This window comes from Halobacillus sp. Marseille-P3879, from assembly GCF_900240285.1.
Taxonomy (GTDB): Bacteria; Bacillota; Bacilli; order Bacillales; family Halobacillaceae; genus Halobacillus_A.
This window is the reverse complement of record NZ_OESS01000002.1, coordinates 1,247,201-1,259,880: the sequence shown is the minus strand read 5'-3', so window position 1 is coordinate 1,259,880 and position 12,680 is coordinate 1,247,201. Positions and strand designations below refer to the sequence as shown.

The following is a 12,680-nucleotide window of genomic DNA, read 5'->3' as shown; positions in this document are numbered from 1 at the left end:
ATGTCAGTCAAACAGCATAAAAAAGAAGCACCATCCACCATTAGGTGTGTGATTATTACTGTAAGCGATACGCGTACGAAAGAAACAGACAAAAGCGGAAATTATATAGCCGATATGCTGATGAAGGAGAATCATGTCATAATAGATCATTTCATCGTTAAGGATGATACACTAAAAATAAAAGCGGCTGTTCGTCACGGGATGGAAAGAGAAGACGTCGATGTGATCCTAACGAATGGAGGAACAGGAATTGCTAAACGAGACGTCACGATTGAAACGGTCACACCGTTATTTGATAAAGAGATCCCGGGTTTTGGAGAATTATTCAGAATGTTAAGCTATACAGAAGATATAGGTTCTGCAGCCATTTTATCAAGGGCGGCTGCTGGTGTGGCTGAGAACACCGCGGTTTTCTCAATACCGGGATCAAGCGGAGCGGTAAAGCTAGCTATGAGTAAATTAATTATTCCTGAAATCCCCCACGTCGTCCGAGAAATAAAAAAAGATTTGTAAGCAAGACAACTCCCTCCACTACCGGGCGGGAGTTGTTTTGCTTTTATAGGAATTTTAAAATGGAACAGTGGTGTTAAGTGAAAAGGGGTCATGATTTAAGAGATAAAAATGTCTACTTTCATTTAAACCTAATTAGACATGGATTCTCTAACTACAAGTACATCGCAATTAGCATATCTTGTGATGTGTTCGGAAACACTGCCGATAAAAAAGCGTTCCATCAGATTCAGCCCGGTAGCGCCGCATATAATTAAATCCGCTTTGAATTTGGGGGCCACGTCTTTCGCTATTTTAACTTTAGGGGAACCATATTCGATATCTACGGTTACATTTTTTACACCTGCAGCTTCGGCTTTCCGTTGATAGTCTTCAAGAAGTTCCTTGGCATACTTCTCGGCTCGAACAGCAAGTGAACGATCATAAGCTTCTACAGTTGAAAAAGCTCTTGTATCAACAACATGTGACAAAACCAGCTGAGCGTCATTTCTGTTTGCGATATCAATTGCTTTCTTAAAAGCGACCTCCGCTGTTTCAGATCCGTCGACAGCCACAACTATGTTTTTGTATTCAAATGTCATTGTGAACGCTCCCTTCCTTTAGTTACCTTTATTATATCATGACTGCACCATTTCACAGTGGGTGAATTTTACTTTTTCATGAAGAATGGAAAGCAGGAGGGTTAAGCGTTTTTTGTGAAAATACATAATCACTTATAGTAAAGTTAATGTATCTAGTGGTTTGCAGAAGGAGGACTGGAATGTGAGACACGCAATCATTACTGCCGGAACGAAGGGGCTGGGCAGAAAAGTAACCGAACAGTTTCTTGATGCAGGACATTCAGTAACTGTGACGTACTTAACGGATCGATCGAAAGTAGACGATCTTCTTCAGCAGTATGCGGATAGCAAAGACCGTATACAAGTAATACAGGTAGATGTAAGAAATCCAAATCATCTGGAAAATCTTGTTCATAACACGATAGAAAAATTTGGTCGGATTGATTATTTAATAAATAATGCAGGACCTTATATATTTGAGAGGAAAAAACTGATGGATTATACGACTGATGAATGGGATGCGATGGTTCGTGGCAATCTAGACGCATGTTTCCATCTTCTTAAATTAGCTGTACCTTATATGAGGCAGCAGAGATTCGGCCGTATAATTAATTATGGATTTCAAGGAGCGGGTTCTGCGTCAGGATGGATTTATCGCTCTGCATTTGCTGCAGCGAAGGTAGGACTCGTCTCTTTAACAAAGAGTATAGCCTTTGAAGAAGCTGAATATGGCATTACTTCAAATATGATCTGCCCTGGAAATATTACAGGTGAGATGAAAGAAGCATCCATAAGAGAAAGCCGCGAAAAAAATGATCAAACCACTCCGGTTGGTCGGCCAGGCACAGGTGAGGACATTGCACGTACGATTATGTTTCTTTGTCAGGAGGATTCGGATATGATAACGGGCACAATTTATGAAGTAACCGGGGGCTTGGATGTTATAAACAGATATCGTTAATAATTGAATATTCTTATTATTAGTTTATGTGTGGGGATTCATCTATAGGTTTGATACAATGAAAAGGCTTACAAAGAATTCGACTATTCACGTCTTTTATTAGGTGTTATAGTGGAATCGGACAGGAAAGTTTTGGACAAAACTGCATAGGAACTGGGAGGTTGTATTGCTGTGAAGATTGGTGTACCTACGGAAGTTAAGAACAATGAAAACAGAGTAGCAATGACTCCGGCAGGCGTGGTCAGCTTAGTTGGAGCAGGACATGAAGTATTTCTTCAAAAAGGTGCAGGACTGGGCTCAGGCTTTACAGATGAGCAGTATATTGAAGCTGGTGCAAAAATTGTAGAAACAGCTCAGGAAGCCTGGAGGCAGGAAATGGTTATGAAAGTAAAAGAACCATTACCTGAAGAATATGATTACTTTTATGAAGGGCTCATTTTATTTACTTATTTACATTTAGCTCCTGAACCTGAATTGACAAAGGCTCTTGTGGATCGGAAAGTGGTAGCAGTGGCTTATGAAACCGTCCAAGCAGCTAATGGATCGCTTCCACTGCTGACACCTATGAGTGAAGTGGCAGGCAGGATGGCTTCACAAATTGGGGCTCAGGTACTGGAAAAAACACACGGCGGCCGTGGAGTGTTACTAGCAGGGATCCCAGGTGTCAGTCGTGGGAAAGTAACGGTTCTCGGAGGCGGAGTAGTAGGCACTAATGCTGCTAAAATAGCTGTCGGCCTTGGAGCGGACGTAACCATTATTGATTTAAATCCAGAGAGACTGCGTCAGTTGGATGATATATTCGGGAAAGAAATCAATACCTTAATGTCCAATCCCTTAAACATACATGAAGCCTTAAGAGGCACAGACCTTGTAATTGGAGCGGTGCTTATTCCAGGGGCTAAAGCTCCTAAGATCGTTACGGAAGAAATGGTGAAGGATATGCCTGAAGGATCTGTTATAGTCGATGTAGCGATCGATCAGGGAGGTATATTTGAAACCACAGACCGGATTACGACTCATGATAATCCAACTTACGAAAAGCATGGAGTTCTTCATTATTCAGTAGCTAATATGCCTGGTGCAGTTCCAAGAACATCGACCATTGGACTTACCAACGTGACGGTGCCGTATGCATTACAGTTAGCAAATAAGGGATTCAAAAAAGCATGCCTTGAGAACGAAGCATTATATAAAGGGATTAATACATTAAATGGATTTGTTACTTATCAGGCTGTTGCAGAAGCCCATGGAATTGAGTATGCAGATGCAAAGGAATTACTAGAGAAATAACCAGCACAAACGGCAGGACTAACGTTCTGCTGTTTTTTTTGATAAAATAGAGAAAAAGTGAAACAAATTTAATTCTTGTTCGTAAATACAATTACACAGGGTTACTGGTGAGGGAGAGGTGATGGCATGGGCTTTTTTTCCAGACTGTTCTCTAAACAGCAAAAAGATCAGCAGGAAGTAAAAGAACGAAATGCATTAAATTTACAAATTGGAGATATCATTACGTATGATCTTGTGGATTATGAAGTAGTAGGTAAAATCACCTATCGTGATGGAGGCTATGAGTGGTTTTCATATCAATTGTTAGAAGGAAGAAACGTTAAGTGGCTGGCAGCAGAAATGGATGACGAGTTGGAACTGGGAATCTATGAGACGATAAAGCTGCCGATGAATTCATTTCCTGATAAAATTGAGTACGAACATACGACTTATCACAAAGACGAGGAGGGCGAAGCGAATGTAGTCGGAGAAGGCCGGAGCCAGAATGTTAACGGCCAAACGATTCGCTATGCAGAGTATATCTCAGGTGATGAAGAAACTTACTTGTCGTTAGAGTCGTGGGGAAGTGAAGTGGAAGTTAGTTACGGGTTTGATATTGAAGAGTATGAACTAAAAATCATTGCAGGTTCAAACTAATTAAGGAGGAATATAAATGTTTAAATTTTTTAATCGTGTGAAAACTGTCGTGAGCAGTGAGTTGAATTCTATGTTGGATAAGGCTGAAGATCCAGTGAAAATGCTGGAGCAGTTTATGCGTGACATGGAAAATGATATTCGTGAGGCAGAAACTGCAGTAGCTAAACAAATTGCTAACGAAAAAATGCTTAAGCGTAAATATGATGATGCTCAGGCCTTATCTGATAAAAGAATGAAGCAGGCAGAAAAGGCAATTGAAGCAGGGAATGACGATTTAGCGCGCAGAGCTCTTGAAGATAAGAATAACCAGCAGGAGCAGGCTGATCAGTTAAAAGCTTCTTACGAACGTGCAGAACAAGATTCTGCAAACCTTCGTAAGAAATTGGATGAAATGAAAAAAGAATATCAGGAAATGAAGCTGAAGAAAGATTCTCTTAAAGCAAGAGCTGAATCGGCTCAAACGCGTACGAAAATGAACAGAACGATGTCAAATATCGGCAGCGATGAATCCCGTCAAGGCTTTGACCGTATGGAAGAACGTGTTATGCAGTACGAAGCTGAAGCAGAAACAAGCGAGGATCTGTCTAAATCTAACCGTTCACTTGACGATGAATTCGATGAATTAGATAAGAACGACAGCGTGGACGATGAATTAGCATCACTTAAGAAAAAGTTAAATAAATAAACTGCTTAAACATTGTGCCTGACATTCGTTCAGGCACATCTCATTTTTTAAAGAAGGGAGGACAAGAGGTTGAAGGATTACGCAGGCCTATTTATTGTTGTTATCATAGCAATCGTTATAGCCTATAATTCATTTGGTTCTTTTGGAGATGGAACAAGAGGAATGTCAGGTTCTAATGCAGAAGATACATATGAAGAATTACCTAGTGAACCGCCGCGAAGTGAAATATTGGATTCAATTGAACAATCAGAAGCTGGATCGGTTCGCCAGCTGCTCAGTGACAGCTTCCCGCTGCTGGATACAGTAGAAACAGATGAAGGCAATTCCGAAATATTTATGACACAAGAATTGACCCTTCCGGAAGTTGCGGAGGAACTCGAACGAAAAATCGAACCTGAAGAAGTGAGTGATCGCGAAGAAGGTAAGCAAGTCCTTATTTATCCTGATGAATTTGTGATTCTCCAAGAAAGTGAAGAAGAGCCAGGATTAATACTTATCGAATTATCAAGTGATGAATTTGTCCGTAACAATTACTCGCCTAACTTCTTTCAGGGGCTGCTCGCTTATTCACTGTTAAACAGAATGTTGGGTTCAAATGACTGGGCTGAGCGAAGACAATCCAGGTGTCAGTCCGGGGGGGACTGTTATGGCGGCTACTCTATGTATGGGGGCTCAAATTCGGATTCATCCGGCTCGTTTAGAGGTTCATCAAATCGAGGCGGCGGTCCTGGAACAGGAAAATAAAAGGAGGAATTAATGTGGAACCCTTATTAGCTACAATAGGTTACTTTGCAATTGGTGTTATAGTTGTTGTGATCGGTCTGTTGATTTTTGAACAGTTAACGAGACAGTACAATGACTGGGAAGAAGTGAAAGCAGGCAATCAGGCGATTGCGATGTCTATTGCCGGAAAGATTATCGGTATCTGTATCATTTTATCGTTTGCCATTTACCACAGCTTTACCATTTGGGATACTCTTCTTTGGGGGGCTTGTGGAGTAGTTCTTCAAATGGCTGCGTATTTATTGTTTGAGTTATTTACAAGAAAGTTCTCTGTAGAATCACAGTTAAAAGCTAACAATACGGCTGTCGGGATTATATCGATGGGAGTGTCGATTGGGCTGGCTTTTGTTATTGGAGCTTCTATTACATAACAAACCGTTAGAACTATGCCGCTATGATTACGTCCATAGTGGCTTTTTAATGGATTTACAGCATCGGAGTGAGCCTGCATGGATACAGAAGGAATAAAAAAAAGCCGCTTGATTTATTGGGCTTCAGGAATTGTTTCCATTTGTGGAATAATATTTGAAGTGTTATTTGGAGCGCTGGGATCTTATATCCTGGGTGACGGAGTAAAGCAGTATACAATCACCATCAGTCTTTTCCTGACAGGAATGGGGATTGGAGCAAGCGTTAGTGAAAAAGTGATGAAGAGTCTTATTGTGACCTTTATTTGGATTGAATTTATGGTGGCACTAATTGGAGGGTTCTCAAGCTTTACGATGTTCGGGATGACTGCTTTTGCTCCCGGCGGAACGGATGCTCTTTTTTTATACCTCGTCACTTTCATTATCGGAGCGCTTACAGGATTGGAACTTCCTATTCTGATTCGTAAAGCGAATGAGATCGGAGTAGAACTAAGCCGGAGTACAGCCAGGGTGTTATTTTCAGATTATGCCGGCGGGTTAATTGGCGGTTTGTTATTTGCTTTCTATCTGCGTCCTCAAATGGGAATGGTTAAAAGTGCTTTTTTCGTTGCCTGCATTAATTTAGCAGTTGCAGTGGCAGTGCTCTACTTATTTCGAAGAGAGATTAAACGGGTTTCGCTTCATACCTCGGCAGCAGCCTTTATAGGAGTTCTGCTTATAGCAGGACTGTTCTTTGGAGAAGAAGTAGCTTTTTCTTTTGAGCAGAAGTTGTATAAAGATCCTATTATTCATAGTGAAGAGAGTGCTTATCAGAAAATCATTCTTACTCGAGAAGATGAAGATACCCGGCTGTTTTTAGACGGATCTCTACAGTTTAGTTCCAGGGATGAACACAGGTATCACGAGACTTTAGTACACCCGCCCATGGAAGCTGCTGAAACAAAAGAGAATGTTTTAATACTAGGAGGGGGAGACGGAGTTGCAGCCAAAGAAGTATTAAAATATTCGGAGGTAGACCAGGTGACTCTCGTGGACCTGGATCCTGCAGTTACCGAACTGGCCGCATCTAACCCTCATTTGGTACAATTAAATGAAAATGCCCTCGAAGATGAGCGGGTACGAGTGAGAAATGAAGATGCATTTAAGTTTTTAGAAGAAGCTGACAGCATATTTGATGTGATTATTGTAGACCTCCCTGATCCGAACAACGAGAGCCTAAATAAGCTTTATACCCGGGAGTTCTACTCTCTGGTCAGGAACCACCTTGCCCCGGAAGGCGCTTCTATGATTCAGGCTACCAGCCCTTTATTTGCAAGAGAAGTCTATTGGACGATTGATGAAACCATTAGAGATACTGGGTTGAACGTCGAAAATTTTCACGTCGACATTCCGAGTTTTGGGAATTGGGGATTTATTATGGCGAGCAGAAGGGATATATCAGTAGAGGACCTTAATATTACTCAGGACACAGAATTCTTAACTAATGAGCTTCTTCAATCAATGACGGTGTTTGGAAAAGATGAAGATAGGGAAATTGTAAATCGTGGTGGCGAGTCTGTCTCATTAGAACCGAACACTTTAATACATCCAAATTTAATTCAAAAATATGAACAGGCTTGGCAGGACTATTAATTTATTCGTTAAGGAGTGGTAGAGTGAAAGTCTCTTTTCATGGACATTCTGTAGTAAAAGTTGAAGCTAATGGGAAAACAATCTTGATCGATCCTTACATTTCAGAAAATGGAAATACAGATTTAGATGCGGAGAAAGTTCACGCTGATGTCATCCTTCTTACTCATGGGCATAACGATCACGTAGGAGATACGGTAGATATTGCACAACGCTGTAATTCCCAAATTGTAGCTCCATTCGAACTTGCTTCGTATCTTGGAAACAAAGGCTTAAATGCACATCCAATGTATATTGGAGGCAGCCATAGTTTTGATTTTGGCACAGTTAAATTTACCCAGGCCTTTCACGGATCTTCTTTTACAGAGGAAGACGGTACCATTATATATACCGGCATGCCTACAGGAATATTATTAACAATTGACGGTAAAACCATCTATCACATGGGTGACACCGGGTTATTTAGTGACTTAAAAATGATTGGAGAACAGAATTCAATTGATCTTGCTTTTGTTCCAATTGGAGATAATTTCACGATGGGTCCTGATGATGCTTTGCTGGCAGCAAAATGGGTCAAAGCGAAACAGGTGGTTCCGATTCACTATAACACCTTTGAGTTGATCGAACAGGACGGTCCTGGTTTTGCGGATAAGGTCACTCCTGGGAAAGGGAAAGCATTAGAACCCGGAGAAGCCATAGAACTATAAGAGGTTTTTTATCGTTAGCTTGTGGAGAAAAGCTCTAGTTTTCTCCACAAGCATTTTTACTCGTGCTGGTGTTTTTGCAAGACAGCCGGGGAAGCAGAATCACCCCTTCCCTTTAATATGTAATGCAGCGCGTACAATAAATTAATACAAAATATCCTTGAGTTCACGAACGGAATCGTGGACTTTTTTATGCTTATTTTTGAGTAATATATTATTCCTTTCCCAATGACTTCGACTCCCTGACATTTGCCCCCATGAAAGGATCTCGGTGATGAGTAGGCTTGCTTAGTAAATCAAATACGAAAGCGTCTCACAGCCCTCCAGCATAAGAAAAGATTTCAAAGTATGTGAAAAAGATAACAGCTTCATACTGAAGGGCGATTGCGGTCTAACTGTATCACTTGTATAATAACAATAACAGCAAAAAATAATAGTACAGTTAGAAAGATTGGTGATCTTATTGGCTACTAAGCACGAACAGATCTTAGATCATATTGATTCTCTGTCGGTAGGAAGCAAAATATCGGTCAGAGGAATAGCAAAAGCACTAAACGTAAGCGAAGGGACCGCTTACCGTGCCATTAAAGAAGCGGAAAACCAGGACATGGTTAGTACGATAGAACGTGTAGGGACAATTAGAATAGAAAAAAAGAAAAAAGAAAATATTGAACGACTTACATTTGCAGAGATCACTAAAGTAGTAGATGGACAAGTACTAGGAGGGCGGGAAGGTTTACACAAAACGTTAAATAAGTTTGTTGTAGGTGCCATGAAACTTGAAGCTATGATGCGCTACACAGAAGCAGGTTCTTTGTTAATAGTCGGTAACCGAACAAATGCTCACGAGCTTGCAGTAAAAGAAGGAGCATCTGTCTTGATTACCGGAGGATTCGATACATCCGAAAAAGTAAAGAAGCTTGCCGATGAAAAGAAACTCCCTGTAATCTCTACCAGCTATGATACATTTACAGTAGCCACGATGATCAACAGGGCGATTTACGACCAACTCATAAAAAAGGAAATTGTTCTGGTCGATGATATTTATACTTCTTTTGAGGAAGCCAGTTTTATAACGACGAAGGATTCCGTACAGAGATGGCATGAATTGAATGATCGTACCCATCACAGCCGCTACCCCGTCGTTGATGGAAAAAATAGAGTAGTAGGGATGGTTACTTCCAAGGATGTTATAAATAAAGACCCTTCGATGAGGATCGAAAAGGTTATGACTAAGAACCCGATGACGGTTCAGACGAGAACCTCACTTACAAATGCTGCCCACATGATGGTTTGGGAAGGTATAGAGCTTATGCCGGTGGTAGATCAGGCTCACAAATTGCAAGGTATTATTTCAAGACAGGATGTAATAAAAGCTCTTCAAAACCTTCAGCGTCAACCGCAAATCGGGGAAACAATTGATGATCTAGTAAGTAACCAATTAGAGGTAAGTGAAGAAGAGGAAGATGAATTTAAGTTAAGAACGGTCGTCACCCCGCAAATGACAAATCAACTTGGTACTTTGTCCTACGGTGTGTTTACGACGCTAATTACAGAAGCTTCAAGCAGGCTTTTAAGCAAACATAAGAAAGGCAACTTAGTCGTAGAGAATATTTCTCTCCTGTTCATTAAGCCTGTCCAACTAGAAAGTGATATTGAGATCAAGCCCCAGCTATTAGAGATGGGACGTAAAGTAGCCAAAGTGGATATAGAGGTTTACCACGAACATTCAGTCGTAGGAAAAGCGCTGCTTATGGCTCAGCTTATCGACCGCTGAGTAATCGGCCTTTCAACCACAAATACAAAAAAGGCGCTGTATAGGCTCAGGCTGTCAAGAAAGTTCTCGACAGCCTTAATTTTTGACATTTTTACTTAAAATTTATCTTTCAGTACACTAAAGAACGGGATAGGCTGATTTATGTCGCTCGCCCCGATAGGAAAATGTTTTCGAAACAAGTGTTGATGACAACTGCCTGCCCGAACATGAAGAAGATTGTCCATAAATTATTCAAGATGAGCCAGGTGAAGGAGAGTCTTTTTCTGTATGAAAAGAAATTTTAAGGAGCGGGACCCCTTCCACTCCTGCGGAAGAACGAGTGAGCCGAGATCGCCGAGCGCTCGTCCGCTAAAAAAGCAAGGGCTTTCGCTCCTGGCGGCAAGAAAAAAGCTTGTGGAGAAACAGGGGTTTCTCCACAAGCTAAACCGCTGTATATCATATATCAGCGGCTTTTTTCACGTAACTTTTGGTATTCGTTCTGATAATGTCTGCTTGCTTTAAAGCCGAGCCTGAATTGTAAAACACCCAATATTAGAAATACGATGCCGACAAATAAAGAAAGTCTTGTTTCATAAAACAGGTACTGGTTAACAGCAAAGAAAAATATGAAAACACCTAAGGCCATTCTTGCTTTACTATTTAAGTATTCCTGAGCCAAAGGATCTTTCGTTTTTAATACCATTACTTTGTAATAAATATAAAGAACGAAAGAGATAAGTATAATCGTTGGGAAAAGTATCAAAATAAATCGACTCCTGATTTAGAAATAATGTACGATGTTCATTGTAGCTTGTTTTTCTACGTTATGCTACCTCAATATCATAACTTATGGGATAATAAGAAGAAGATTTAATGAGAAAGAGGTTTGGTACAAATGGCAATTGCGCAAATTATAGAAGCGATAAAAAAATATAACACAATTATCATTCATCGACACGTGAGACCTGATCCTGATGCCTTTGGATCTCAAGCTGGTGCAGCTGAATTCATTCGGCTTAATTTTCCAGAGAAGAAGGTGAGAATTGTAGGGGAGAATGAACCATCATTGCAGTTTCTTGCAACGATGGACGAGGTGAAAGATGAAGAATATGAAGGTGCCCTCGTTATTGTTTGTGACACGGCAAACCAGCCAAGGATTGATGATCAGCGCTTTAAAAATGGAGATAAACTGATTAAGATTGATCACCACCCGGTTGTGGATTCATATGGAGACATCAGCTGGGTTGATACAGAAGCAAGCTCAACTTCCGAGATGATCTTTTACTTATATAAGGAAATAGAGAAAGACGGTTATGCGTTAAATGAAAAAGCGGCATCGCTTCTTTACAGTGGAATTGTCGGGGACACCGGGAGGTTTTTGTTTCCTAGTACGACCGAGAAAACCTTTCAAGCTGCATCTGAACTTGTAAGCTTTAATTTCAATAGACCCGAAATGTATGATCAAATGTATCGTACACCGGTTAAGGTAGCTAAACTTAAAGGTTATGTGTTAGATAACTTTACGCTCCATCCCGAGGGATACAGTACCGTTCGTCTCCCTGCAGAAGTATTGGATAAATATGGAGTTTCTCCGACAGAAACTAGTGCAATTGTTGGACTGCTTGGTGATATAGAAGGTATTTTGGCTTGGGCGTATTTTGTGGAAGAAGAGGACGAAATCAGGGTACGCCTTCGCTCGAAGGGACCTGTAGTCAACAAAATTGCAGAGAAGCACAACGGGGGCGGTCATCCAATGGCCGCAGGAGCAACTGCTTATTCATGGGAAGAGACTGAAGCAATTGCGAAAGAATTAAAGGAAGTATGTGAAGCTTTTAAAAATATGATTGAATAAAAAGTTCAGCTCCGTTAATTTTCAAGAGTAATCGATAAATGCAGCTGCAGCTGATTCGCTATAATCAACCTTTCAATAGTAAGAGTATAAGTGAAATCTTCTACAATAAATTGTTTGTTTTCTATAGTGGCGATGATGAGTTCACTTTGGTCACTAATGTCTTCAATATTCTCCCCAGTAAGACTTTGCAGTTGATCTTTGACCATCGAAGAAAGCTGATGCTGAGTTAATTTGTCAACTTGAAGTTCCTTGGCGTTACTGTAGCTCGGAACTATTTCCTGGATAGTCAGGGCTTGATTTTTCTCTTCATCAGCTTCTTTTTCTTCGTTTACAAGACTTTCGTACTTTGCTTCAATTTCATTTAATTCTGTGGACAATTGAATATTTTCTTCTTCCAGGTGCTCGTGAAGCTGGTCGTTAATGAAGACAAATAGAATGTATCCTGTTATCGCTCCAAAGATACATCCTGCGTAAAACCTTCTCCATTCTCTGCTTCTAATCTGTGGAGGAATGTACATTAAGTAACCTCCTCGCCTAACAACAGCTCAAAAACAAACAAAGCCGCTTGTACGCCTCCCATAGCTGCTATAATGATCATAACTTGCTTGAATAGATCAAATGTAGACCCTTCAAATATTCCTCTTTCAAAATTGCTTATAGCATCGAATGTTCCTCCAATGGCAGCAACAATAGCCCAGATTCGAAGGCCTTTTGCAATTCTAAACATAGAAGTCAGCGGAGCCTCACCTGTTAGAAAGGTACCAATACTTCCAATCAGTGTGCCGCCCATAATTACTCCAAATGCGATGAAAAAGCATTGGATCATTGATATAACTAATCTTTCCTCCATTTTATCAGCTTCCTTAAAGAAGTAATGGTCTATTAATAACCAAGCTATTCTTTATGAAGCGAATATATGCAAGACGCTTTTATCATTGAATTGAAT

Annotated in this window: 15 protein-coding genes; 11 read left to right on the top strand and 4 right to left on the bottom strand. The window is 40.5% G+C overall.

Annotated elements, in window-relative coordinates; genetic code table 11:
- Positions 1-513 carry a molybdenum cofactor biosynthesis protein B gene (locus tag C1A12_RS14285; RefSeq protein ID WP_101844661.1) on the top strand — a complete coding sequence of 171 codons (513 nt, stop codon included), beginning with the start codon at positions 1-3 and terminating at the stop codon, positions 511-513.
- Positions 514-641: 128 nt separating this feature from the next.
- On the opposite strand, the gene C1A12_RS14280 is transcribed toward C1A12_RS14285, so the two are convergent.
- On the bottom strand, positions 642-1,091 hold the full coding sequence (locus C1A12_RS14280; RefSeq protein WP_101844659.1) for a universal stress protein: 450 nt from the start codon (positions 1,089-1,091) through the stop codon (positions 642-644).
- Positions 1,092-1,272: 181 nt separating this feature from the next.
- Here C1A12_RS14280 and C1A12_RS14275 point away from each other — a divergent pair, with 181 nt between their 5' ends.
- The 9 genes from C1A12_RS14275 to C1A12_RS14235 all read left to right on the top strand — a co-directional run bounded on the left by C1A12_RS14275 (position 1,273) and on the right by C1A12_RS14235 (position 9,903).
- Positions 1,273-2,031 (top strand): SDR family oxidoreductase, encoded by a 759-nt coding sequence (locus C1A12_RS14275; RefSeq protein WP_101844657.1) that lies wholly within the window; start codon positions 1,273-1,275, stop codon positions 2,029-2,031.
- A gap of 171 nt (positions 2,032-2,202) precedes the next feature.
- Positions 2,203-3,321: an alanine dehydrogenase gene (gene ald, locus C1A12_RS14270; protein WP_101844655.1), complete on the top strand. Its 1,119-nt coding sequence runs from the start codon at positions 2,203-2,205 to the stop codon at positions 3,319-3,321.
- A gap of 126 nt (positions 3,322-3,447) precedes the next feature.
- The gene (locus C1A12_RS14265) at positions 3,448-3,957 is read left to right on the top strand and encodes a DUF4178 domain-containing protein (RefSeq protein WP_101844653.1); all 510 of its coding nucleotides are present in this window, start codon (positions 3,448-3,450) and stop codon (positions 3,955-3,957) included.
- A 16-nt stretch (positions 3,958-3,973) separates the two neighbouring features.
- Positions 3,974-4,642, top strand: coding sequence for a PspA/IM30 family protein (locus C1A12_RS14260; RefSeq protein ID WP_101844651.1), 669 nt, complete (start codon positions 3,974-3,976; stop codon positions 4,640-4,642).
- A 69-nt stretch (positions 4,643-4,711) separates the two neighbouring features.
- Positions 4,712-5,386, top strand: coding sequence for a DUF4247 domain-containing protein (locus C1A12_RS14255; protein ID WP_101844649.1), 675 nt, complete (start codon positions 4,712-4,714; stop codon positions 5,384-5,386).
- Between the two features lie 14 nt (positions 5,387-5,400).
- On the top strand, positions 5,401-5,796 hold the full coding sequence (locus tag C1A12_RS14250; protein ID WP_101844647.1) for a DUF350 domain-containing protein: 396 nt from the start codon (positions 5,401-5,403) through the stop codon (positions 5,794-5,796).
- Positions 5,797-5,874: 78 nt separating this feature from the next.
- Complete coding sequence (locus C1A12_RS14245; protein WP_101844646.1) at positions 5,875-7,425, top strand: polyamine aminopropyltransferase; 1,551 nt, start codon at positions 5,875-5,877, stop codon at positions 7,423-7,425.
- Positions 7,426-7,448: 23 nt separating this feature from the next.
- Positions 7,449-8,129, top strand: a complete 681-nt coding sequence (locus C1A12_RS14240; protein WP_101844644.1) for a metal-dependent hydrolase — start codon at positions 7,449-7,451, stop codon at positions 8,127-8,129.
- A 460-nt stretch (positions 8,130-8,589) separates the two neighbouring features.
- Positions 8,590-9,903 carry a DRTGG domain-containing protein gene (locus C1A12_RS14235; protein WP_101844643.1) on the top strand — a complete coding sequence of 438 codons (1,314 nt, stop codon included), beginning with the start codon at positions 8,590-8,592 and terminating at the stop codon, positions 9,901-9,903.
- A gap of 442 nt (positions 9,904-10,345) precedes the next feature.
- On the opposite strand, the gene C1A12_RS14230 is transcribed toward C1A12_RS14235, so the two are convergent.
- Positions 10,346-10,645, bottom strand: coding sequence for a YtpI family protein (locus C1A12_RS14230; protein WP_101844641.1), 300 nt, complete (start codon positions 10,643-10,645; stop codon positions 10,346-10,348).
- Positions 10,646-10,777: 132 nt separating this feature from the next.
- On the opposite strand from C1A12_RS14230, the gene C1A12_RS14225 reads away from it, so the two are divergent.
- A complete protein-coding gene (locus C1A12_RS14225) occupies positions 10,778-11,734 on the top strand; it encodes a bifunctional oligoribonuclease/PAP phosphatase NrnA (RefSeq protein WP_101844639.1) in 957 nt (318 codons plus the stop codon).
- Positions 11,735-11,748: 14 nt separating this feature from the next.
- Here the strand turns inward: C1A12_RS14225 and ytrI are convergent, their stop codons facing one another.
- Both ytrI and C1A12_RS14215 read right to left on the bottom strand, forming a co-directional pair.
- Positions 11,749-12,252 (bottom strand): sporulation membrane protein YtrI, encoded by a 504-nt coding sequence (gene ytrI / locus C1A12_RS14220; RefSeq protein WP_101844637.1) that lies wholly within the window; start codon positions 12,250-12,252, stop codon positions 11,749-11,751.
- Positions 12,252-12,584: a YtrH family sporulation protein gene (locus C1A12_RS14215; protein WP_101844635.1), complete on the bottom strand. Its 333-nt coding sequence runs from the start codon at positions 12,582-12,584 to the stop codon at positions 12,252-12,254. Before C1A12_RS14215 ends, ytrI begins: the two co-directional genes overlap by 1 nt.
- Between the last annotated feature and the right edge of the window lie 96 nt (positions 12,585-12,680).